The organism is Pseudomonas sp. NPDC087612 (genome assembly GCF_044743505.1).
Classification (GTDB): domain Bacteria; phylum Pseudomonadota; class Gammaproteobacteria; order Pseudomonadales; family Pseudomonadaceae; genus Aquipseudomonas.
In genome coordinates this window covers 418,095-439,650 of the sequence record NZ_JBIUWO010000003.1, presented here as the reverse complement: position 1 = coordinate 439,650, position 21,556 = coordinate 418,095, and the positions used below count along the sequence as shown (strand labels likewise).

The following is a 21,556-nucleotide window of genomic DNA, read 5'->3' as shown; positions in this document are numbered from 1 at the left end:
CCATGTTTGGTTCCAACGACGACAAAAAGACGCCGGCCGCGGCTGGTGAAAAGAAAGGCCTGTTCGGCTGGTTGCGCAAAAAACCGCAGCAACCCGTAGCCGAACAGCCGCAAAACCCCATTCCGGCTGAAGCGGAGCAACCGGCTGCGTTGCCGGTCGAAACGCCGGCTGCCGTTGCCCCGGTCGAGGTGGCTGCAGCACCTGGTGCTGCGCCTGCACCGGTTGCTGTTCCAGAGCCCGCTGCCGTTGCGCCCGTTGCGCCGGTCGAGGTCCAGCCCGCAGCGCCCGCCGGCCTGGTGCTGCCCGTGCCGGAAGAGCCGGTTGCCCTGGTCGCCGACCTTGAGCCACACACACCGCCGCCGATTCCGCCGCGCCAGGAGCCTGCTCCCGCGCCAGTGGTTGAGCCAGTGTTCATCGCGCCTGAGCCGGTGGTGGTTGCACCTGAGCCGGTTGTAGCGCCGGAACCAGTGGTAGTGCCCGAACCCGAGCCTGTACCTGTAGTTGCTGCTGTTGCAGCGCCAGTTCCGGTTGCCGAGCCAGCCCCGGCCGAGCCAGCCGCACCTGTGCGCAGCGAAGAGAGCAAGGGCGGCTTCTTCGCCCGCCTCAAGCAGGGCCTGTCGAAGACCAGCGCCAGCATTGGCGAAGGCATGGCCAGCCTGTTCCTCGGCAAGAAGGCCATCGATGACGACCTGCTTGATGAAATCGAAACCCGCCTGCTGACCGCCGATGTTGGCGTCGAAGCCACCTCGGTGATCGTCCAGAGCCTGACCCAGAAGGTCGCGCGCAAGCAGCTGGCCGACAGCGACGCGCTGTACAAGTCGCTGCAAGACGAGCTGGCCGACCTGCTCAAGCCGGTCGAGCAACCGCTGCACATTCAAGCCCAGAGCAAGCCGTTCGTGATCCTCGTGGTCGGCGTCAATGGCGCCGGCAAGACCACCACCATCGGCAAGCTGGCGAAGAAGCTGCAGCTTGAAGGCAAGAAGGTCATGCTCGCCGCAGGTGACACCTTCCGCGCCGCAGCGGTCGAGCAACTGCAGGTCTGGGGCGAGCGTAACCAGATCCCGGTCATCGCCCAGCACACCGGTGCCGATTCGGCTTCGGTTATCTTCGATGCCGTGCAAGCCGCCAAGGCCCGTAACATCGATGTGCTGATCGCCGACACCGCCGGCCGCCTGCACACCAAAGACAACCTGATGGAAGAGCTGAAGAAGGTTCGCCGGGTCATTGGCAAGCTCGATGCCGACGCGCCCCACGAGGTGCTGCTGGTGCTCGACGCCGGTACCGGCCAGAACGCCATCAACCAGGCCAAGCACTTCAACCAGAGCGTTGAACTGACCGGTCTGGCCCTGACCAAGCTCGACGGTACCGCCAAGGGTGGGGTGATCTTTGCCCTGGCCAAGCAGTTCGGCCTGCCGATCCGCTATATTGGCGTGGGCGAAGGGATTGACGATCTGCGCACCTTCGAAGCCGAACCCTTCGTGAAAGCACTGTTTGCCGAGCGGGAGCATCCATGATTCGATTCGAACAGGTCGCCAAGCGCTACCCCAATGGTCACGTTGGCCTGCATGAGTTGAGTTTTCGGGTGCGTCGGGGCGAATTCCTGTTCGTGACCGGCCATTCCGGCGCCGGCAAAAGCACTCTGCTGCGCCTGCTGCTGGCCATGGAACGCCCTACCAGCGGCAAGCTGCTGCTGGCCGGGCAGGACCTGGGGCAGATCAGCAACGCGCAAATCCCGTTCCTGCGCCGGCAGATCGGCGTGGTGTTCCAGAACCACCAGTTGCTGTTCGACCGTACCGTATTCAACAACGTCGCCCTGCCGCTGCAGATCCTCGGCCTGTCCAAGGCCGAAGTGGCCAAGCGGGTCGACTCGGCGCTCGAGCGCGTGGCCTTGTCGGACAAGGCCGAGCTGTACCCGGGTGACCTGTCTACCGGCCAGCAGCAGCGCGTCGGCATTGCCCGCGCCATCGTTCACCGCCCGGCCTTGCTGCTGGCGGACGAACCCACCGGTAACCTCGACCCGCGCCTGGCCGCGGAGATCATGGGTGTTTTTGAAGATATCAACCGCCTGGGCACCAGCGTACTGATCGCCAGTCACGACCTGGCGCTGATCGCGCGCATGCGCCATCGCATGCTGACCCTGCAGCGCGGCCGCTTGATCGGCGATGGGGAGGCCGGGCAATGAGTGCGACACGCAGTCCCAAGGTTTCCGAACGAGTAGCGCCAAAAGCCGCTGACCCTGCGCCGGAAAAGAAAAAACCCGGCGGCGGCCACGACGATGACGGCCCGGATTTCCGTACCCTGCTGCACGCCTGGCTGGAAAGCCACCGCTCAAGCCTGCTCGACAGCCTGCGGCGCCTGGGCAAGCAGCCGATCGGCAGCTTCTTTACCTGCCTGGTGATGGCCGTGGCCCTGAGCCTGCCCATGGGCCTGTCGTTGCTGCTGAGCAACGTCGAGCGCCTGGGTGGTTCGTGGCAGCGCGCGGCGCAGATTTCCCTGTACTTGAAACTCGATGCCAGCAGCCACGACGGCGAAGCCTTGCGCGAGCAGATCAAAGGTTTGCCAGGGGTTGCCGAGGCCGAATACGTCAGCCGCGAACAAGCCCTCAACGAGTTCCAGCAGCAGTCCGGCCTGGGCGAAGCCCTGCGCGAACTGCCGGAGAACCCGTTGCCTGGGGTCGTGGTGGTGACTCCCGCAGAGGTCGACAAGCCGGCGCTGGAAGCCCTGCGTCAGCGCCTGGCCGAGCTGCCCAAGGTCGAAGCCGCGCAGCTGGACCTGGTGTGGGTCGAGCGCCTGGCGGCGATTCTCAAACTGGGCGACCGCTTTGTCTTCGGCCTGACCGTCTTGCTGGTCTCGGCGCTGCTTTTGGTAATTGGTAACACAATTCGCCTGCACATCGAGAACCGCCGCACCGAGATCGAGGTGATCAAGCTGGTCGGCGGCACCGACAGCTATGTGCGCCGGCCTTTCCTGTACATGGGCGCCTTGTATGGCCTGGGTGCCGGGGTATTGGCCTGGGGCGTGCTGGCGTTTGGCCTGAACTGGCTGAACGACGCGGTTATCGGGCTCTCCGGGCTGTACGGCAGTGATTTTGCCTTGGCCGGGGTTCCGTCAGCCGATGGTCTGTCCCTCTTGCTTGGGGCGGTGTTGTTAGGGTATATCGGTGCTTGGATTGCGGTCGCCCGCCACTTGAGCGAGCTTGCACCGCGATAGTGTCTTTTTGCTGGTATTGACTCTTTTCATTTTTAGGGAACTTGTTTCGCGGTTCCCGGTCAATGTTGGCAGTGCCTTTGGCACGAGTTTAGTGAGTCGGAGGTTTTTTCGTATGACCACTTCGTTGCAACCTGCCTATGCCCTGGTTCCCGGCGCAAACCTGGAAGCCTATGTGCACACGGTCAACAGCATTCCACTGCTGACGCCCGAGCAGGAGCGTGAACTGGCCGAGAGTCTCTACTATGAGCAGGATCTTGGGGCGGCTCGGCAGATGGTGCTCGCCCACCTGCGTTTTGTTGTACACATCGCTCGCAGCTATTCGGGCTACGGGCTGGCCCAGGCCGACCTGATTCAGGAAGGCAACGTTGGCCTGATGAAAGCGGTCAAGCGCTTCAACCCGGAAATGGGCGTGCGCCTGGTGTCCTTTGCGGTGCACTGGATCAAGGCCGAGATTCACGAGTTCATCCTGCGCAACTGGCGCATCGTTAAGGTGGCGACCACCAAGGCCCAGCGCAAGCTGTTCTTCAACCTGCGCAGCCAGAAAAAACGCCTGGCCTGGCTGAACAACGATGAAGTTCATCGTGTCGCCGAAAGCCTGGGTGTCGAACCGCGTGAAGTGCGTGAAATGGAGAGCCGCCTGACCGGTCAGGACATGGCCTTCGACCCGGCCAGTGAAGCCGACGACGACAGTGCATTCCAGTCGCCGGCCAACTACCTGGAAGACCACCGTTACGACCCTGCGCGTCAACTGGAGGATGCCGACTGGAGTGACAACTCCACCAGCAACCTGCACGAAGCCCTGCAAGGCCTGGATGACCGCAGCCGCGATATCCTCTACCAGCGCTGGCTGGCCGAGGAAAAGGCCACCCTGCATGACCTGGCCGAGAAATACAGCGTATCCGCCGAGCGGATCCGCCAGCTGGAAAAGAACGCGATGAACAAGGTCAAAGCCTTGATCGCGGTCTGATTCGCAAAACGGCAATAACCAAAAAGCCCCGACGTGTCGGGGCTTTTTCATGATTCTCCGCCACCCCTGTCGAGGCTGTTATGACCATTTCCTTGTATGCCGCTTCTGTTCCTGTCTTCAAGCAGATGCTCAACGCCCTGAGCGATGTGCTGAACAAGGCCGAAGCTCACGCCACGGCGAAAAACATTGATCCGAGCGTGTTTCTCCAGGCTCGCCTGTATCCGGATATGTTTCCGCTGGTTCGCCAGGTGCAGATCGCTGTTGATTTCGCCAAGGGCGTTTCGGCGCGCCTGGCTGAGGTCGAGTTGCCGAAATACGATGACAGCGAAACCACCTTTGCCGAGCTGCAAGCGCTGATCAGCAAGGTCCTGGCTTTCCTGGACGGCATTGCGCCGGCGCAGATCGACGGCAAGGAAGGCATTGAAATCGTGACCCGTCCGGGCACGCCGAAAGAGAAGCGCTTCAGTGGCCAGGCCTATTTGCTGACCTACGGCCTGCCGCAATTCTTCTTCCACGTCACCACCACCTACGCAATCCTGCGTCACAACGGTGTAGAAGTGGGCAAGCGTGACTACATGGGCGCGTTCTAAAATCTTTACCCAGTAATGGGCAAGCAGTAAAAACCCGGCAAAGCGTGCGCTTTGCCGGGTTTTTTATTGCTTCCAAGGTGCCCGACGCGGGCTGTCCAGCTGCGCCAGGTAGCTGTTACCACCGAGCTGGCGCATCTGCTGGCGAATCCAGCCTGCGCGTCGCGCCACATAAGTGCTGGGCCGGCTGGCGCTCCAGTTCAGCGGGCTGGGCAGCACTGCGGCCAGCAGGCTGGCCTGCTGGCGCGAAAGCTGGCTGGCATCGACGCCGAAGTGGTGCCGGGCGGCCGCCTGTGCACCAAACACGCCTTCGCCCCACTCGGCGCTGTTGAGATAGACCTCAAGAATCCGCTCTTTCGACCACAGCAGCTCGATCAAAGCGGTGAACCAGGCTTCGAGCCCCTTGCGCAACCAGCTACGGCCGGCCCAGAGGAACTGGTTCTTGGCCACTTGCTGGCTCAAGGTACTGGCGCCGCGAATGCTGCCGCCGCGCTCGTTATGGGCCAGCGCCGCCTGGATGGCGTTGAAGTCAAAGCCCCAGTGGTTGGCGAACTTCTGGTCTTCGCCGGCAATCACAGCCACTTTCAGCTCATCGGAGATTCGCTCCCACGGCTCCCAGTCCCGTTGCAAGTCGATCGGCTGGCCATCGAACCAGGACTCGACCTTGCGCTCGACCATCAGTGCGGTGCCGGGCGGCGGCACCCAGCGAAACACCAGCACCAGCAGGGCGCTGCCTGCGGCAAACCACAGCAGGGCACGGGTGAGGCGACGGAAAATGGAAGACAGCATAGGCGATGGCTTGGCCGAAGCGATGGTGCGGGCCATTATACAGACCCTGTGCTGACTAGGAGTCTTCCCAATGCTGCGTAGTTTTCTGCTGCTTTCGGCGTTTTTCGGCTTTACCGGCGTGGCCCTGGGCGCCTTTGCTGCCCATGGCCTCAAGGGCCGGCTGAGCAGCGAATACCTGGCGATCTTTCATACCGGGGTCACCTACCAGCTGGTACACGCCCTGGCCCTGCTCGCGGTAGCAGTGCTGTCGGTGCACCTGCCAGGGCGTCTGGTCGGGTGGGCCGGTGGTCTGTTCACCCTGGGGATCCTGCTGTTTTCCGGTAGCCTGTATGTGCTGACCCTGAGCGGCATCGGCAAGCTCGGTATCATCACCCCCTTTGGCGGCCTGGCGTTTCTCGGCGGATGGCTGTGCCTGGGCCTTGCAGCCTGGCGTCTGAGCTGACCCGCGAGTCCGGATCGAGACGAATGGCGCGGCCCGGCCTTGGGTTTGCGCCCTGATCAGGGCTAGAATGCGGGCCCCTAAAAATAATGGCGGCCGTGCGCATGCGCATTCAACTGAACGGTGAACCTTTCGAATTGCCCGATGGCGAAAGCGTCGCGGCCCTGCTCAACCGGCTTGACCTGGCGGGTCGCCGGGTGGCGGTCGAACTCAACCTGGACATCGTGCCGCGCAGCCAGCACGACGTCACCACGCTGAACGACGGCGATCAGGTTGAAGTGGTGCACGCCATTGGCGGCGGCTAGGCCTTCGCGCTTCACCTGCAAGTCCCTCAACCTTCAAGAGGATTACCGATGAGCAACGTTCGTAGCGACAAGCCCTTCACCCTGGCCGGTCGTACCTTCCAGTCGCGCCTGCTGGTCGGCACCGGCAAGTACCGTGACCTGGAAGAAACCCGCCTGGCCATCGAGGCCTCCGGCGCCGAGATCGTCACGGTTGCCGTGCGCCGCACCAACATCGGCCAGAACCCGGGCGAACCGAACCTGCTCGACGTGCTGCCGCCCGATCGCTACACCATCCTGCCGAACACCGCTGGCTGCTATGACGCGGTCGAAGCCGTGCGCACCTGCCGCCTGGCCCGTGAACTGCTCGATGGCCACAACCTGGTCAAGCTCGAAGTACTGGCCGACCAGAAGACCCTGTTCCCCAACGTGATCGAGACCCTCAAGGCCGCCGAAGTGCTGGTCAAGGACGGTTTCGACGTGATGGTCTACACCAGTGACGACCCGATCATCGCCCGCCAGCTGGCCGAAGCCGGTTGCATCGCGGTAATGCCACTGGCCGGGCTGATCGGTACGGGCCTGGGGATCTGCAACCCGTACAACCTGCAGATCATCCTCGAAGAATCGAAAGTCCCGGTGCTGGTCGATGCCGGTGTCGGTACTGCGTCCGACGCCACCATCGCCATGGAAATGGGCTGTGAGGCGGTGCTGATGAACTCGGCGATCGCGCACGCACAGCAGCCGGTCATGATGGCCGAAGCCATGAAACACGCCATTGTCGCTGGCCGCCTGGCTTACCTTGCCGGGCGTATGCCGAAAAAACTCTATGCCAGCGCCTCGTCGCCGCTGGATGGTCTGATCAAGTAAGAGCCCCTGATGACTGAATCGCAAGAAACGCCGATCACCACCGAAGGCGAAGAGCGCCAACACCGCCGCATCAAGAGTTTCGTGATGCGCGCCGGGCGCATGACCGAAGGCCAGCAGCGCGGCCTGGACCAGGGTGGACCGCTGTTCATCCTGCCCCTGGCCGAGAGCCCGGTGGACTACGACGAGGTTTTCGGCCGCTCGGCGCCGCGTACCCTGGAGATCGGCTTCGGCATGGGCCACTCCCTGCTGGAAATGGCTGCTGCCGCGCCGGAGCAGGACTTCATCGGTGTCGAAGTGCACCGTCCGGGTGTCGGGGCGCTGCTCAACGGCGTGCTGACCCAGGGCCTGAAGAACCTGCGGGTGTATGACTGCGATGCCATCGAAGTGCTGAACAAGTGCGTGGCTGATAACAGCCTCGACCGACTGATGCTGTTCTTCCCCGACCCGTGGCACAAGAGCCGTCACCACAAGCGCCGCATCGTCCAGCCGGAGTTCGCCGCGCTGGTGCGCAGCAAGCTCAAGGTGGGCGGTGTGTTCCATATGGCCACCGACTGGGAGCCCTATGCCGAATACATGCTGGAAGTGATGAACGTGGCGCCGGGTTATCGCAACCTGGCCGCCGACGGCAAGTGCGTAGAGCGTCCGGCCGAGCGCCCGATCACCAAGTTCGAACGCCGTGGCGAGCGACTTGGGCATGGGGTGTGGGATCTGAAGTTCGAAAAGCTGGCATAAGCAACTCACCGCGCTGGGAGGCCGTTCCTGGGCCTCCCACCCGGTTCACTGGTTGATCATCATGACATTGTCGATGAGGGTGGTACTTGTGACCTGCACTTCAAAATGTTTGATAAAGCGCCCAGGCAGGCTGTCAAACGTTAGCCATTGATCGGCTAGCGGTATATCTCTTTCAGCAAGTAACTGGTCATTATTGTCATAAACCCAGACCTTGGTGTTTGCGGTTGCGCGGGTCAGCGAGAACTTCAGGCTGGCACAGACTTCTTTTAAGGTAATGCGCGCACGCTGTGGTGTGGGCACAGGGACGCTTTGGTAATGGTAGAGGCAAATGCACTGACCGCTGCGCATATCCCCAAAAGGCTCGTCGCTATGAATCTGCGCCATTCCAGGTTGCCCGGCGGGTAAATGAATATCCATATGCGGAGTCCCGATCGTGCCTCCGGCGGTAATGGTTGGACTATCGGGTAACGTGTTGAAAGTTTCAGTAATGCTGGGGACTTGCACGGTACTGGTACTGTCCAGATAGAAGGCGTTGTTTTTATCCCCGCCCGAAGTACCAATGGTCAATGTCTGGAGCGATTGCCTGGCGATAAAGTAGTGATTTACCTGAGCGAAACTTCCGTTGCCCACAGCCGCTGAAGTACCTGAGGGAAGACCCTCTACCCCCAACTGAATCGATGTCGGCCCACTTGATTGTTGGTGATTTCGCACCAGGGCTGCCATTTTATACGTCGCACCGATGATGAAACCGCTGACTTTCTTGCGTAGCAATGTACCAGGCAATTGCTGTATGACCCCCTCCCGAGGGCCCACTATGTGGCGAGCATCGGGGAAGACGTCTTCAAGTATCTCCAAGTCTATACCTGCCGCGGTTTTTTCCCAGTTGTTCCAGTTGTCGGTATTAAAAGGTGTGGATTCCAGTGCCTTGATGTCCATGGTTATCTCCTCAGAGCGACCTGCCTGGCTATTGATCAATCCGCAGCAAAGTCAAAATGATCGACCGATGTACGGTTGCGCGTAGTGAGCTCGAATCGGCTGATAAGCGCATCACGCGGGGCATTCAGCTGAACCTTGGCATTCAAGGTATTGCTGCCTGGGTCAAAGTCCTCAGAGGCGAGCAGGTTGCCATCGGCATCATAGGCATTGGCCTGGGCGGGCTGGCGGATATCTGCCCAATCGAAGGTCAGTGCTTGGCAGACCCTGGGCAGGTCGAACCGGGTGGTTTGCGGGGGGTAGATATTGCCGGTGTTGTGGCCCAGGCAAAGTACCTGACGCTGCGCATAACCGGGATCCTCTTCCCTGGCCTGGTGCAGGGCAATGCTGCCGGGCTGGTCGGAGGCGAGGCTGATACTCATGTGTTCCGTTGAGAAGCCTTCACCGGGCCAGACGTGTGTGTCTGGATAGCTGTCGAAATTCTCCGTCACAGGGCCGGGTTCGAAAACGCGAATTTGATCGAGGCTGTAGTCAGCGGAGACCGCGTCCGGCGGCACACTGGACGTTGCCGTCTCGGGTGAACAGGCATTCGCGTCAGGTGCGCGGTCGAACGTTGCTATATCCAGCCTGTGGGTGCTGTCGGTGGCCACGAAATCAAACGAGAAGGTCACCCAATGCGGTTCGACTATGGCTTGGTCGGGCGCGCGGCCAATCCCCGAAACGGTCAATTCAACAACCGGTTGCCAATAGTCCTGCTCCATGTTTCTGCGAAAGTCGACGCTGAAGCGGTACAGGTTGCCGGGAATGAAACCGGAAACCGTTTTGCTCAGAATCCGACCGGTGATGTGGCCTTGCGGATTCTCAAAACGCAGGTAGTAATTACCTGATTCATTGAGCATTTTGAGTTGCGCGCCATTAGGGCCTTTTTCCCAGCCCTGCCAGTCTTCGTCTGCGAATGGAGAAAAGTCCAGATAAGGTAGTAGTGACATACCCTGGTCCCTCAAGAGGCTTGCCTGAAAGTCGATCCGGCGCGACGCAACGGCTTAATGGCATGGCGCAGGGGACGTTCGCAGCGGCACAGTTGCCGCTACCAAACTCGAGATCATCTAAGCACTGCTTGAGAGCGTGGCGATACTGACAAAAATATCAGGTGCCGACGGGTGGTCAGCGCCGATCAGCAACCACGCCAATCAACACCAGCACAATCAGCAACACTGGCGCCAACGCATAGTTGTTGAACTGCGCCAGCCCCTTCACCACCCACGGGGTGGCATAGATCAGCGCCGCACCGCTGCCGATCATCACCAGCAAGGCCATGAACGGTACGCGCAAGGCGCCTGCAAGGCCGCCCAGGCGTTGTTCGACCCAGCCTTTGATGTCGGTGCCAAACAGCACCAGCAAACAGCCCACCAAGGCCAGGGAAATCTCCGACAGGTTGCTGCGGCTCCAGCGGGAAACGGTCGAGAGCAGGTCGAGTACCAGGTCCATTCGCAATCCTTAGGTCAAGAAATACTGCAGCAGGTCGTTGAGGAACAACTGGCCGCGCGCGGTAGCGACCAGTCGCGTCGGTTCGACCTGCAAAAGCCCTTTTTGTTCGGCTTCACGCCGCGCCGCCGCCAGTTGCTCCAGGGGCAGGCCGGTACGCTGGCTGAACAGCTCGATGTCTACGCCCTGGGTCAGGCGCAGGGCGTTCATCAGGAACTCGAAGGGCAGCTCGTCCACCGGCAGCAGCTTTTCGCCGGCCTTGAAGGGCTTGGCCGGGTTCAGGTAGTCCTTGGGCAGGCGGGTTTTCCAGGTGCGCAGGATGCGCCCGTCCGGGTGGCTGAGTTTGCCGTGGGCGCCGGCGCCGATACCGATGAAGTCGCCAAAGCTCCAGTAGTTGAGGTTGTGCCGCGCGGCACGTCCCGGCTGGGCGTAGGCCGAGACTTCGTACTGGGCGTAGCCGTGGCTGGCCAGCAGGGCCTGGCCGGCTTCCTGGATGTCCCAGAGGATGTCGTCTTCGGGCAGCAGCGGCGGCTGGTTCCAGAACACCGTATTCGGTTCCAGGGTCAACTGGTACCAGGACAGGTGCGTGGGGTTCAGCGCAATCGCCTGGCGCAGGTCGCCCAGGGCGTCGTCCAGCGACTGGTCGGGCAGGCCATGCATCAGGTCGAGGTTGAAGTTGTCGAAGCCGGCATTGCGCGCCATGTCGGCGGCGCGAATCGCCTCGTCACCGTTGTGGATGCGGCCCAGGGCTTCGAGCTTGGCTTGCTGGAAGCTCTGGATGCCGATCGACAGGCGATTGATGCCCAATTGCCGGTAGGCCTTGAACTTCTCTTGCTCGAAGGTCCCGGGGTTGGCCTCCAGGGTGATTTCGATGTCGCTGGCAAACGGTATGCGTTGCTCCACACCGACCAGCAAGCGCCCCAGCGCGCGGGCGCTGAACAGGCTCGGGGTGCCGCCGCCAAAGAAGATCGAGCTGATCGGGCGGCCATGGACGTTGCCCAGCTCCTGGTCGAGGTCGGCGAGCAGGGCGTCGACGTAGGCTTCTTCCGGCAGTTCGGGGGTGGCGGCGTGGGAGTTGAAGTCGCAGTACGGGCATTTACGCACGCACCAGGGGATATGGATGTACAGCGCCAGGGGCGGCAGCTGTGGCAGGGCCGCCCGCGGTACTTGGGAAGTAAAGCCAGCCTCGCCCAGGTGCAGTGGCTGTGCCGGCGAACGCTCGGTCATGCCAGGCCCAGACGTTGACGCAACAGGCTCATGGCGCGGGCACGGTGGCTGATCTGGTTCTTGTCGGCAGGGCTCAGCTCGGCGCTCGAGCAATCGCGCTCCGGGACCCAGAACAGTGGGTCATAGCCAAAGCCGTGCTCGCCGCTGGCCTGGGTCAGGATGCGCCCGTGCCACAGGCCTTCGCAGAGGATCGGCAGCGGGTCGTCGGCATGCCGGACCAAGGCCAGGACGCAGACGAACTGGGCGCCGCGCTGCTCCTGCGGGACGTCCTTGAGCACATCGAGCAACTTGGCGTTGTTTGCCGCATCGCCTTTGCCATCGGCATAACGAGCGGAGTAGATGCCCGGCGCGCCGCCGAGAAAGTCCACCGCCAGGCCCGAATCATCGGCCAGCGCCGGCATGCCGGAAATGCGCGCGGCATTGCGCGCCTTGAGGATGGCGTTTTCGACGAACGACAGGCCGGTTTCTTCCGGCTCGACGCTGCTGAATTCGCCAATCGAACGCAGTTGCACGGTGTCACCGAGCATGGCCTGCAGTTCCTTGAGTTTGCCGGCGTTATGGCTGGCCAATACGATTTGCTGAAAAGTCATCATTCGCCTGGAAAAAGCTCTTGGTTGAAGCTGATGGTTTCGGTCTTGCCACCAATGCCAACGTCGATGGTGAAGGTCCGGGTTTCCTGTTGTTCAACAGGGAACTGGGCGATGTAGTAGATGGCGCCCTGTTCGGTGATCTGCTTGAACTTCAACGGCACCGAGTTGCTGGTCAGGTCCTTGACGGTGCCGCTGACCTGGGTGACCAGTGGCTTGCCAGCCTTGATCACCGAGACGTTGATCACGCCCTGGTTCTTGCTGCGCACCAGTTCCGCAGCCTTGGCGATATCTGGTTGCAGGAAGGTCGAAATGAAAGTGCTGTAGTGCACCGTGGTATCACCGAACACTTCCTGGCGTTCGCCCTTGATGGCATCGGCGGCGGCCGCCGTCACACTCAGGCAGGCAGTCAGTAAAAAACTCAACAAGCGACCCATGATCGTTCTCCTCCGGTGTGCGGGTTAAACCGCGACCTTGTGTTCGGTAAGGCCGGGGCTGCTGACACGGTAAATGCCGATCTCACCTAGAAGATTAGGCCATAGCTTGCTCGCCCACCCGTGGCGGTGCAAATGGTCGACCGCCAGGCGGTCGAGGACCTGGGCGCGGCGTTCGCTGCACAGGGCCTCGAAGTCTTCGAAGGTACAGAAGTGGATGTTCGGCGTGTTGTACCAGGTATACGGCATGAAGTCGGAAACCGGCATGCGACCTTTGGTCGCCAGGTACCAGCGGCAGCGCCAGTGGCCGAAGTTGGGGAAGGTGATGATGCACTGGCGGCCGACGCGCAGCATTTCGTCGAGAATGCGGTCGGGGTATTCCACGGCCTGCAGGGCCTGGGTCATGACCACCACGTCGAAACTGTTGCTGGCAAAGTTGCCCAGACCCTTGTCGAGGTCCTGCTCGATGACGTTGACGCCCTTGGCCACGCACTGGGCGATGTTGTCGGGGTCGATTTCCAGGCCGTAGCCGGCCACCTGCTTGTGGTCGCGCAGCGACGCCAGCAGTTCACCGGTACCGCAACCGAGGTCGAGTACCCGGCTGCCGGCGGGGATCCAGTCTTGGATGATTTCCAGGTCGGCTCTCATAGGCTCCTCAGCAGACGATGCGGTTCATGTAGTTCGTGAATCCCGTGATGTAGCGCGGGGTCGGGATCAGGAAGGCATCGTGGCCATAGGGCGAATCGATATCCAGGTAGCAGACGTTCTTGCGTGCGGCGATCAGCGCATCGACGATCTCCCGCGAGCGCGCTGGCGAGAAGCGCCAGTCGGTGGTGAACGACATCACGCAGTAATCCGCGGTGACATGCGCAAGAGTCGCTGCCAGGTCGCCGCCGTGGCTGGCGGCCGGGTCGAAGTAATCCAGTGCCTTGGTCATCAGCAGGTAGGTGTTGGCGTCGAAACGCCCGGAGAACTCCTCGCCCTGATAGCGCAGGTAGCTTTCAACCTGGAACTCGACGCTGTGGAAGTCGTAGTTGAGCTTGTCGCTTTTCAGCTCGCGGCCGAATTTCTCGCCCATGGAGTCATCGGACAGGTAGGTGATGTGCCCGACCATGCGCGCCAGCATCAGGCCGCGCTTGGGGATCACGCCCTGATCCTGGAACGAGCCGCCGTGGAATTCCGGGTCGGTGAGGATGGCCTGGCGTGCCACCTCGTTGAAGGCGATGTTCTGTGCCGAGAGCTTGGGTGCCGAGGCGATGTCCAGGCAATGACGCACGCGATCGGGGTAGGTGATGGTCCACTGCAGCGCCTGCATGCCGCCCAGGCTGCCACCGACGACGGCGGCCCATTGCTGGATACCCAGGCGATCGGCCAGGCGCGCCTGGCTGTGCACCCAGTCTTCCACGGTCAGCACCGGGAAATCGGCGCCGTAGGGCTTGCCGGTGAGCGGGTTGATGCTGCTGGGGCCGGTGCTGCCGTTGCAACCGCCAAGGTTGTTGAGGCTGACCACGAAGAAACGATTGGTATCGATCGGCTTGCCGGGGCCGATGCAACTGTCCCACCAGCCCGGCTTGCGATCGTCGGGGCTGTGGTAGCCGGCGGCATGGTGATGGCCGGACAACGCATGACAGATCAGCACGGCGTTGCTGGCGCTGCTGTTGAGCGTGCCGTAGGTTTCGTAGATCAGTTCATAGGCGGCCAGCGAGCGACCGCAGGCCAGCGCCAGCGGCTCGCTGAACTGTGCCAGTTGCGGTGTTACCAGACCGACCGAATCTTCGGGAAAGACAGTGGACATCGACCCTGCTCACGCTTGAATGAGGCGTAAGTCTAAAGACCACTGCGAAGTGCGGCAAGGAAAGCATCGCGGGTCAAGCCCGCTCCTACAGAAGTGCTGTGGGAGCGGGCTTGCCCCGCGAGAGATCAGACCAGCAGTCGCAGAATCTCCGGCATCCCGCTCATCGCCGCCAGGTTGTTGATCACCAGCATGTCGATCAGCTTCAGCGCCATGAACGCCAGGATCGGCGAGATATCCAGGCCGCCGAGGTTCGGCAGGATACGGCGGAACGGTGCCAGGAACGGGTCGCAGATCTGGTTGATCAGCTCGGCGCCCGGGTTGTGACTGCCCGGCGCGACCCAAGAGAGGATCACGCTGATGATCAGGGCGAAGAAGAAAATCTTCAGAAACAGCGCGGTCACGCCAATGATCGACCAGACCAGCAATTGCAGCGGGTTGCCGGTGGTGCCGTAGGCCAGCAGCAGGGTCAGGCCCATTACCAGCAGCTGGATGATGATCGCCAGCAGCAGCGACGACATGTCCAGGCCGAACAGGCTCGGAATCACCCGGCGCATCGGCTTGAGCAGCGGTTGGGTGGCGCGTACGGCGAACTGGCTGAGCGGGTTGTAGAAGTCCGCGCGCACCAGTTGCAGGACAAAGCGCAGCACCACGATCAGCAGGTACAGGCTGCCGAGGGTCTGCAGCACATAGATTGCAGCGGTGTTCAATCCGATCATCTTCGGCTCCTTAGTTGCCCAGTTGTTCAGCCATTTCGGCCGAGCGGTGCGCAGCGGCACCCAGCGCCTGTTCCACCAGCGCTTCGAATCCATTGGCCTGGAACGACTTGATCGCCGCTTCCGTGGTGCCGGCCGGTGAGGTGACCCGACGGCGCAGTTCGGCGGCGTCAACATCGCTGCTGACCGCCATGTGCGCAGCGCCCAGGGCGGTTTGCAGGGTCAGCTTGGCGGCGGTTTCCCGTGGCAGGCCGAGTTTCTCGCCGGCGGCGGTCATGGCCTCGATCAGCAGGAAAAAATACGCCGGGCCACTGCCGGACACCGCAGTCACGGCATCTAGCTGTTGTTCGTTGTCCAGCCACAGGGCGATGCCCACGGCCGACAGCAGTTGCTCAGCCTGCTGGCGCTGGGCCGGCGAAACCTGCGCGGTGGCGAACAGGCCGCTGACGCCCTGGCGCAGCAGCGCCGGGGTGTTGGGCATGCAGCGCACGATCGGCTGGGCGCCGAGCCAGTTGTTCATGCTCGCGCAGGTGATCCCGGCGGCGATCGAGACGACCAGTTGCTCGGGCTTGAGCGTGGGCTTGAGCGCTTCGCACACGGCTTTCATTGCCTGTGGCTTGACCGCCAATACCACCACATCGGCGCCTTCGATGGCCTGGGCGTTGTCGGCGAACATCTCGATGCCGTGCTCGGCATGGATTTTCGCCCGCTGCTCGGCGCCCGGATCGCTGGCGCGGATCTGCGAAGCTTCCAGGCCCTGGGCGCGCAGGCCGCCGATCAGGCTGGCAGCCATGTTGCCGGCGCCGATAAAGGCAATACGAGTCTTGCTCATGTCAGGTCCTTGATAGGGAAAGAGGGAAAAAGCATGGGTCAGGGCTGGCCGTAGTCGCGGGCACCGAACAGCGCGGTGCCGATGCGCACCCAGGTCGCGCCCTGGGCAATCGCGGCTTCCAGGTCATGACTCATGCCCATGGACAGGGTGTCGAGGGGTAACTGAAGGCTCGCCTGCAACTCGCGAACCCGGGCGAAGGCCGCTTGTTGGGCGGCCTCGTCGTCGGTCGGCTCGGGAATCGCCATCAACCCGCGCAGGCGCAGGCGTGGCAGCGCGGCGATGGCGCTGGCCAGGGCCGGCAGCTCTTCGGGCGTGCAGCCAGACTTGCTGGCTTCGCCACTGACGTTGACCTGCAGGCAGATGTTCAGCGCTGCGAGGTTGCCAGGGCGTTGCTCGGACAGGCGTTGGGCGATTTTCAGACGGTCCACGGAATGTACCCAGTCAAAGTGCTCGGCAATCGCACGAGTCTTGTTCGACTGAATGGGGCCGATGAAGTGCCAGGTCAAGGGCAGGTCGGTCAATTCGCCCTGTTTGTTCAGGGCTTCCTGCAGGTAGTTCTCGCCGACATCGCGCACCCCGGCGGCGAAGGCTTCGCGCACGGCAGCGGCGGGTTTGGTCTTGCTCACGGCCAGCAGCTGCACGGCCGCAGGCTCGCGCCCGGCGGCCAGCGCGGCGGCACGGATGCGTGCGGCGAGCGTGGAAAGGTTGTCTGCTATGGTGGACATTGATCGATGCCAGCGGCTCTTTGGGTCTGCGGCATTCTACCTGCTTGGCGGCCTTTGGGGAGTCTCATGGATGTGACTGAACTGCTGGCGCTGGCTGTGCAAGCCGGTGCCAGTGACCTGCACCTGGCGGCGGGCGAGGTGCCGGCGCTGCGTTTTGGGGGGTGTTTGCGGCCGCTGGAGTTGCCGGCGCTGACGCCGCAAGACATGGACGAAATGCTCGGACAGGTGATGTCCGCGGCGCAGCAAAAGGATTTTGAAACACATCTGGATATCGACTTTGCCTTTGCCGTGCCAGCATTGGCGCGCTTTCGGGTCAATGCTTTCCAGCAACTGCATGGCGCCGCTGCAGTGCTGCGGGTGATTCCGGCGCAGGTCAGCAGCCTGGCAGAACTCGACCTGGGGGATGTGTTTCGGCAAATTGCCGAGCTGTCGGGCGGGCTGGTGCTGGTTACCGGGCCCACAGGGTCGGGCAAATCGACCACCCTGGCGGCTCTGGTCGATCACCTGAACCGTGAGCGGGCGCTGCACATCGTCACCCTCGAGGACCCCATCGAATTTATCCACAGCTCGCAGCGCAGCCGCATCAGCCAGCGCGAGATCGGCCGGCACACCCGGGGTTTTGCCCAGGCCTTGCGCGCAGCATTACGTCAGGACCCGGATGTGATCATGCTCGGTGAACTGCGCGATCCGCAGAGCATTCGCCTGGCCCTGACTGCAGCGGAAACCGGGCACCTGGTGTTGGCCACGGTGCATACCGGCTCGGCGGCGAAAACCATTGACCGCCTGGTGGATGTGTTCGCCGCCGAAGAGAAGCAACTGGTACGCGCCATGCTCGCCGAGTCGCTGCAGGCAGTGGTCTCGCAGGTTCTGGTGGAGAAGGTTGGCGGCGGCCGGCTGGCAGCCCACGAGATACTCCTGGCAACGCCTGCGGTGCGCAACCTGGTGCGCGAGGGCAAGGTGGCGCAGATTTATTCGGCGATACAGACAGGCGGGGCACAGGGGATGCAGACCCTCGACGCGTGTCTGCAGGGCCTGGTGCGTCAAGGGCTGGTCAGCCCTGAAAGCGCCCGAGAGCGGGCGCCGGGGCGTTTCTAGCGTTTGGCCAGGGCCAGTTGCTGGCTTTTTGGCAAGACACGTTTGGCAACCACGTAACGGCTGTTCCAGTACGGCTTGTTCAGGGTGTCGATGCTTACCCGTTTGCCAGTGCGCGGCGCGTGGATGAAGCGGTCGTTGCCCAGGTAGATGGCGACGTGGTTGACCCGGCGGCTCTTGATATTGAAGAAGATCAGGTCGCCGGGCTTGAGGTCGTTGCGATCGACTTTTATGCCGTGGCCGCTGGCCATGGCGTTGGAGGTGCGGGGCAGGTCGACTTCATCGATGTCGTTGAAGGCGTACTTGACCAGGCCGCTGCAGTCAAAGCCCTTGCTCGGGCTGCTGCCGCCCCAGCGATACGGGGTGCCGAGCACGTTGACCGCGCGGCTGAGCACATCGCTGCTCTGCTGCGGCGACATGGCCGCGGCAACCGGCAGCGGCTTGCCCGGGCGAGCGCTGCGCTTGGGGCTGTGCTGGACTTTGTTGCTGCTGACGTTCTTGTGTGGACGCGCAGCAGTGGAATTGGAGGTGTACCCGGAGAAACCGTTGGGTAACCGTTGCTCACGATTGGTGGCGTGGGCAGCCAGTGGCAATAATAGGCAGATGGTCAGCCATGTCTTGAAAAAAGGACGCATAGGCAGGGCTCTGGTTGGTTAGCGCGCAACTTTATAACAGCTTTTTGATCAAATTCTGATCCGTTGGTCGATTCCAGGGGGCGGCAAAAACCGGCAGAAGCGGCGATTGGCCTGCATTCGAAAGGCGCGGGCCAGACAGGATAGGGGTTTGCGGCGGGTAGGGTGGCAAATGACCACACGTCGGCTTGCCACAGAAAAGTCACATTTTTCTTTAGAAAATTTATCGATAACCCACAGGGGCTATGAATGAACAGTTATCAACAGGGCGGTCAGCTACACGACACCCACAGCAAGGTGATCGGTTATCTGCTGTGGATTTTCGGCTTCACCGGTTCGCACCGCTTCTACTATGGCAAGCCGGTCACCGGCACGATCTGGTTCTTTACCCTGGGCCTGCTCGGCATCGGCTGGTTGATCGACCTGTTTCTGATTCCGGCGATGGACCGCGAAGCCGACCTGCGCTTTCAGCCGGGCCCACTGGACTACAGCCTGGCGTGGATCCTGCTGACCTTCCTCGGGGTGTTTGGCGTGCACCGCATGTACCAGGGCAAGTGGATCACCGGCCTGATCTACCTGTGCACCGGCGGGTTATTCCTGGTGGGGGTGCTGTATGACTTCTGGACGCTCAATACCCAGGTGTCACTGGCCAACGCCCAGCGGCGTTAAGGCCTGAAGCCTTGTCGCAGCGAATGCGACAAGGCTTTTGCGGCGGGGTTACTGGCGGGTCTGGCGCTGCTGCAACAGCAGGTTGCTGAAGCCGCTGCCAGCCAGTTGCTTTTGCGCCACGGTCAGCTGCTCACGGTTGCTGAACGGGCCAACCAGCACGCGGTACCAGGTTTCTTCCTTCACCGTGCCGGACTCCACCTTGACCGCCTGGCCGAGCAGGATAATCTGCGCGCGGACCTTATCGGCGTCGGCCTGCTTGCGGAACGAGCCGGCCTGCAGGAAGAACTGGGTGGTCGCCGCCGGCTTGATCACCGGTGGTGCGGGTGGTGGCGTTTGGCCCATCAACGCGGCCTGGGCACGAGCGGTGTCGATCTTCGCCGCTTCCGCCGGGGTGACCGGAGGTTGCGCCGGTACCGGCGGGGTTTTCTCCGGCACCGCTTCAGGCGGCACGATCACTTCCGATTCCGGCAGCAAGGTATAGAAGTCGTACTTGGGCTTCACCGGCTGCTGCGGGCTTGGTGCGGTCTTGTTGGCTTCGGCGACCTTCTCGGCCTTCTGCTGCTCGGGCTTGGTACGCTTGACCTCGCCGTTGCCAGGCTCGAGCTTCATCAGGAACACGACAAAGGCGCCCACCGACAAGCCGATTGCCAGCCACAGCCAGCCCGGGATCGGCTGCTTGGCAGGTGCCTGATAGCGACTCGCGCCGCGCTTGGGTGCGGGTTTTTTCTTGGCAGCCAACTTACATGCGCTCCAGGGTTTCCAGGCCGAGCAGTTGCAGACCTTGCTTGAGGGTACGACCGGTCAGGGCGGCCAGACGCAGGCGGCTCTGCTGCTGTTCAGGGGTGTCGGCGGCGAGGATCGGGCAGTTCTCGTAGAAGCTCGAGAACAGGCCGGCAACGTCGTACAGGTAAGCGCACAGCACGTGCGGCGTGCCCTTCTCGGCGACGTTGTTGAGGATCTCGCCGAACTGCGCCAGGCGTGCAGCCAGGTCCTGCTCCTGCGGTGCTTGCAGGATGATCTGGCCGTCGACTTCTTCAAAGCTCTTGCCCAGCTTGCGGAACACACCGGCGACGCGGGTGTAGGCGTACAGCAGGTAAGGCGCGGTGTTGCCTTCGAAGTTGAGCATCAGTTCGAAGTTGAAGCTGTAGTCGCTGGTGCGGTGCTTGGACAGGTCGGCGTATTTCACCGCGCCAATGCCGACCACTTCGCCGATGGCGCGCAGGTCGGCCTCGGCCAGCTCCGGGTTCTTCTCCTTGACCAGGGCGTAGGCACGCTCCTTGGCTTCGGTGAGCAGGTCGATCAGCTTCACCGTGCCGCCGTCGCGGGTCTTGAACGGACGGCCGTCGGCGCCGTTCATGGTGCCGAAGCCCATGTGCTCCATTTGCATCGGGTGGCCGACGAAACCGGCGCGGCGAGCCACTTCGAACACCTGGTTGAAGTGCAGGGCCTGACGCTGGTCGACGAAGTACAGGGCGCGGTCGGCCTTGAGCACGTTGCTGCGGTAGCGCACGGCAGCGAGGTCGGTGGTGGCGTACAGGTAGCCGCCGTCGGCTTTTTGCACGATCACCGGCAGTGGCTCGCCTTCGGCGGTTTTGAATTCTTCAAGGAATACGCACTGGGCGCCCTTACTCTCGACCAGCAGACCCTTGGCCTTGAGGTCGCTGACGACATTGGCCAGGTCGTCATTGTAGGCGCTTTCGCCCATGACGTCGGCCATGGTCAGTTTGACGTTGAGCAGTTCGTAGGTCTTCTGGCAGTGCGACAGCGAGATGTCCTTGAAGCGGGTCCACAGCTTCAGGCATTCCGGGTCGCCGGCTTGCAGCTTGACCACCAGGCCACGGGCGCGGTCGGCGAACTCTTCGGACTCGTCGAAGCGTTTTTTCGCCGCACGGTAGAAGTTCTCCAGGTCCGACAGCTCGTCGCTGGTGATCGGGTTTTCCTGCAGGTAGGCCATCAGCATGCCGAACTGGGTGCCCCAGTCGCCAACGTGGTTCTGGCGGATTACGTCATCGCCGAGGAACTCCAGCACGCGGGATACGGCGTCACCGATGATGGTCGAACGCAGGTGGCCGACGTGCATCTCCTTGGCCAGGTTAGGGGCCGACAGGTCGACCACCACCTTCTGCTGCGGGCCGGCTTTCTTCACGCCAAGCTTGGCGTCGGCCAGGGCCGCATCCAGGCGCGAGGCCAGGGCCTGGGTGTTCTGGAAGAAGTTGAGAAAGCCTGGGCCGGCGATCTCGACCTTGCTCACCTGCTCGTCGGCAGGCAGGGCGGCGATGATCTTCTCGGCCAGGTCGCGCGGTTTCATGCCGGCAGGCTTGGCCAGCATCATCGCGATGTTGCTGGCGAAGTCGCCGTGGGTCTTGTCCCGGGCGTTCTCCACCTGGATCGCCGGCGTCAGCCCTTCAGGCAGCACACCGTCGGTGACGAGTTGGGTGAGGGCTTGCTGGATCAGCTGGCGAATGGTGTCTTTCATGGGCTTCTCTTTCGACCGCAAGCGCGGCGGCGCTTCGATGCGCAGGTGGAAAAACTGGACATTATCCGTTGCCGGGGCGAGGTT

Annotated in this window: 26 protein-coding genes; 11 read left to right on the top strand and 15 right to left on the bottom strand. The window is 62.2% G+C overall.

What is annotated here, in order from left to right:
• Positions 1-2: 2 nt before the first annotated feature.
• The 5 genes from ftsY to ACIOVF_RS08245 all read left to right on the top strand — a co-directional run bounded on the left by ftsY (position 3) and on the right by ACIOVF_RS08245 (position 4,767).
• Complete coding sequence (ftsY, locus tag ACIOVF_RS08265) at positions 3-1,514, top strand: signal recognition particle-docking protein FtsY (RefSeq protein ID WP_401288717.1); 1,512 nt, start codon at positions 3-5, stop codon at positions 1,512-1,514.
• Complete coding sequence (gene ftsE, locus ACIOVF_RS08260) at positions 1,511-2,182, top strand: cell division ATP-binding protein FtsE (protein ID WP_010222191.1); 672 nt, start codon at positions 1,511-1,513, stop codon at positions 2,180-2,182. The genes ftsY and ftsE overlap by 4 nt, the downstream gene beginning before the upstream one ends.
• Positions 2,179-3,210: a permease-like cell division protein FtsX gene (ftsX, locus tag ACIOVF_RS08255; protein WP_045193972.1), complete on the top strand. Its 1,032-nt coding sequence runs from the start codon at positions 2,179-2,181 to the stop codon at positions 3,208-3,210. Before ftsE ends, ftsX begins: the two co-directional genes overlap by 4 nt.
• Before the next feature lie 112 nt (positions 3,211-3,322).
• Entirely contained in the window at positions 3,323-4,177 is an 855-nt protein-coding gene (gene rpoH / locus ACIOVF_RS08250) for an RNA polymerase sigma factor RpoH (protein WP_010222193.1), read from the top strand.
• Positions 4,178-4,257: 80 nt separating this feature from the next.
• The gene (locus tag ACIOVF_RS08245; protein ID WP_045193971.1) at positions 4,258-4,767 is read left to right on the top strand and encodes a DUF1993 family protein; all 510 of its coding nucleotides are present in this window, start codon (positions 4,258-4,260) and stop codon (positions 4,765-4,767) included.
• A gap of 63 nt (positions 4,768-4,830) precedes the next feature.
• Here ACIOVF_RS08245 and mtgA read toward each other — a convergent pair whose 3' ends face one another.
• Positions 4,831-5,589, bottom strand: coding sequence for a monofunctional biosynthetic peptidoglycan transglycosylase (mtgA, locus tag ACIOVF_RS08240; RefSeq protein WP_401288708.1), 759 nt, complete (start codon positions 5,587-5,589; stop codon positions 4,831-4,833).
• A gap of 34 nt (positions 5,590-5,623) precedes the next feature.
• Between mtgA and ACIOVF_RS08235 the strand changes: the two genes are divergently transcribed.
• The 4 genes from ACIOVF_RS08235 (at position 5,624) to trmB (ending at position 7,872) form a co-directional block, all read left to right on the top strand.
• Positions 5,624-5,995: a DUF423 domain-containing protein gene (locus tag ACIOVF_RS08235; RefSeq protein WP_045193969.1), complete on the top strand. Its 372-nt coding sequence runs from the start codon at positions 5,624-5,626 to the stop codon at positions 5,993-5,995.
• A 101-nt stretch (positions 5,996-6,096) separates the two neighbouring features.
• Positions 6,097-6,297 carry a sulfur carrier protein ThiS gene (thiS, locus tag ACIOVF_RS08230; protein WP_045193991.1) on the top strand — a complete coding sequence of 67 codons (201 nt, stop codon included), beginning with the start codon at positions 6,097-6,099 and terminating at the stop codon, positions 6,295-6,297.
• Between the two features lie 48 nt (positions 6,298-6,345).
• Positions 6,346-7,140 (top strand): thiazole synthase, encoded by a 795-nt coding sequence (locus tag ACIOVF_RS08225; RefSeq protein ID WP_093377214.1) that lies wholly within the window; start codon positions 6,346-6,348, stop codon positions 7,138-7,140.
• Between the two features lie 9 nt (positions 7,141-7,149).
• On the top strand, positions 7,150-7,872 hold the full coding sequence (gene trmB / locus ACIOVF_RS08220; protein ID WP_401288704.1) for a tRNA (guanosine(46)-N7)-methyltransferase TrmB: 723 nt from the start codon (positions 7,150-7,152) through the stop codon (positions 7,870-7,872).
• Between the two features lie 45 nt (positions 7,873-7,917).
• Here trmB and ACIOVF_RS08215 read toward each other — a convergent pair whose 3' ends face one another.
• The 11 genes from ACIOVF_RS08215 to ACIOVF_RS08165 form a co-directional block, all read right to left on the bottom strand.
• Positions 7,918-8,808: a hypothetical protein gene (locus ACIOVF_RS08215; RefSeq protein WP_401288701.1), complete on the bottom strand. Its 891-nt coding sequence runs from the start codon at positions 8,806-8,808 to the stop codon at positions 7,918-7,920.
• Between the two features lie 35 nt (positions 8,809-8,843).
• Entirely contained in the window at positions 8,844-9,794 is a 951-nt protein-coding gene (locus tag ACIOVF_RS08210; protein WP_401288698.1) for a hypothetical protein, read from the bottom strand.
• Positions 9,795-9,969: 175 nt separating this feature from the next.
• Positions 9,970-10,293 carry a DUF3392 domain-containing protein gene (locus tag ACIOVF_RS08205; protein WP_010222202.1) on the bottom strand — a complete coding sequence of 108 codons (324 nt, stop codon included), beginning with the start codon at positions 10,291-10,293 and terminating at the stop codon, positions 9,970-9,972.
• A gap of 9 nt (positions 10,294-10,302) precedes the next feature.
• Positions 10,303-11,517, bottom strand: a complete 1,215-nt coding sequence (gene hemW, locus ACIOVF_RS08200) for a radical SAM family heme chaperone HemW (RefSeq protein ID WP_045193966.1) — start codon at positions 11,515-11,517, stop codon at positions 10,303-10,305.
• A complete protein-coding gene (gene rdgB / locus ACIOVF_RS08195; RefSeq protein WP_045193965.1) occupies positions 11,514-12,110 on the bottom strand; it encodes an RdgB/HAM1 family non-canonical purine NTP pyrophosphatase in 597 nt (198 codons plus the stop codon). The genes hemW and rdgB overlap by 4 nt, the downstream gene beginning before the upstream one ends.
• Positions 12,107-12,541, bottom strand: a complete 435-nt coding sequence (locus ACIOVF_RS08190) for a DUF4426 domain-containing protein (RefSeq protein WP_401288693.1) — start codon at positions 12,539-12,541, stop codon at positions 12,107-12,109. Before ACIOVF_RS08190 ends, rdgB begins: the two co-directional genes overlap by 4 nt.
• 24 nt (positions 12,542-12,565) lie before the next feature.
• A complete protein-coding gene (gene metW, locus ACIOVF_RS08185; RefSeq protein WP_038997652.1) occupies positions 12,566-13,186 on the bottom strand; it encodes a methionine biosynthesis protein MetW in 621 nt (206 codons plus the stop codon).
• 7 nt (positions 13,187-13,193) lie between these two features.
• A complete protein-coding gene (locus ACIOVF_RS08180) occupies positions 13,194-14,333 on the bottom strand; it encodes a homoserine O-acetyltransferase (RefSeq protein ID WP_045193963.1) in 1,140 nt (379 codons plus the stop codon).
• A 125-nt stretch (positions 14,334-14,458) separates the two neighbouring features.
• On the bottom strand, positions 14,459-15,049 hold the full coding sequence (locus tag ACIOVF_RS08175; RefSeq protein ID WP_045193962.1) for a YggT family protein: 591 nt from the start codon (positions 15,047-15,049) through the stop codon (positions 14,459-14,461).
• Positions 15,050-15,059: 10 nt separating this feature from the next.
• Complete coding sequence (proC, locus tag ACIOVF_RS08170; RefSeq protein WP_401288688.1) at positions 15,060-15,878, bottom strand: pyrroline-5-carboxylate reductase; 819 nt, start codon at positions 15,876-15,878, stop codon at positions 15,060-15,062.
• Between the two features lie 38 nt (positions 15,879-15,916).
• A complete protein-coding gene (locus ACIOVF_RS08165) occupies positions 15,917-16,603 on the bottom strand; it encodes a YggS family pyridoxal phosphate-dependent enzyme (protein ID WP_195885463.1) in 687 nt (228 codons plus the stop codon).
• Between the two features lie 66 nt (positions 16,604-16,669).
• Between ACIOVF_RS08165 and ACIOVF_RS08160 the strand changes: the two genes are divergently transcribed.
• Entirely contained in the window at positions 16,670-17,698 is a 1,029-nt protein-coding gene (locus tag ACIOVF_RS08160; protein ID WP_401288685.1) for a type IV pilus twitching motility protein PilT, read from the top strand.
• Here ACIOVF_RS08160 and ACIOVF_RS08155 read toward each other — a convergent pair.
• Positions 17,695-18,330: a C40 family peptidase gene (locus tag ACIOVF_RS08155; RefSeq protein ID WP_045193958.1), complete on the bottom strand. Its 636-nt coding sequence runs from the start codon at positions 18,328-18,330 to the stop codon at positions 17,695-17,697. The genes ACIOVF_RS08160 and ACIOVF_RS08155 overlap by 4 nt on opposite strands.
• Positions 18,331-18,576: 246 nt before the next feature.
• Between ACIOVF_RS08155 and ACIOVF_RS08150 the strand changes: the two genes are divergently transcribed.
• Positions 18,577-18,996, top strand: coding sequence for a TM2 domain-containing protein (locus ACIOVF_RS08150; RefSeq protein ID WP_045193957.1), 420 nt, complete (start codon positions 18,577-18,579; stop codon positions 18,994-18,996).
• A gap of 48 nt (positions 18,997-19,044) precedes the next feature.
• Here ACIOVF_RS08150 and ACIOVF_RS08145 read toward each other — a convergent pair whose 3' ends face one another.
• Together ACIOVF_RS08145 and argS are read right to left on the bottom strand one after the other, a co-directional pair.
• Positions 19,045-19,734, bottom strand: a complete 690-nt coding sequence (locus ACIOVF_RS08145) for an SPOR domain-containing protein (RefSeq protein ID WP_038997644.1) — start codon at positions 19,732-19,734, stop codon at positions 19,045-19,047.
• A 1-nt stretch (position 19,735) separates the two neighbouring features.
• On the bottom strand, positions 19,736-21,472 hold the full coding sequence (gene argS / locus ACIOVF_RS08140; RefSeq protein WP_045193990.1) for an arginine--tRNA ligase: 1,737 nt from the start codon (positions 21,470-21,472) through the stop codon (positions 19,736-19,738).
• Positions 21,473-21,556 lie beyond the last annotated feature (84 nt).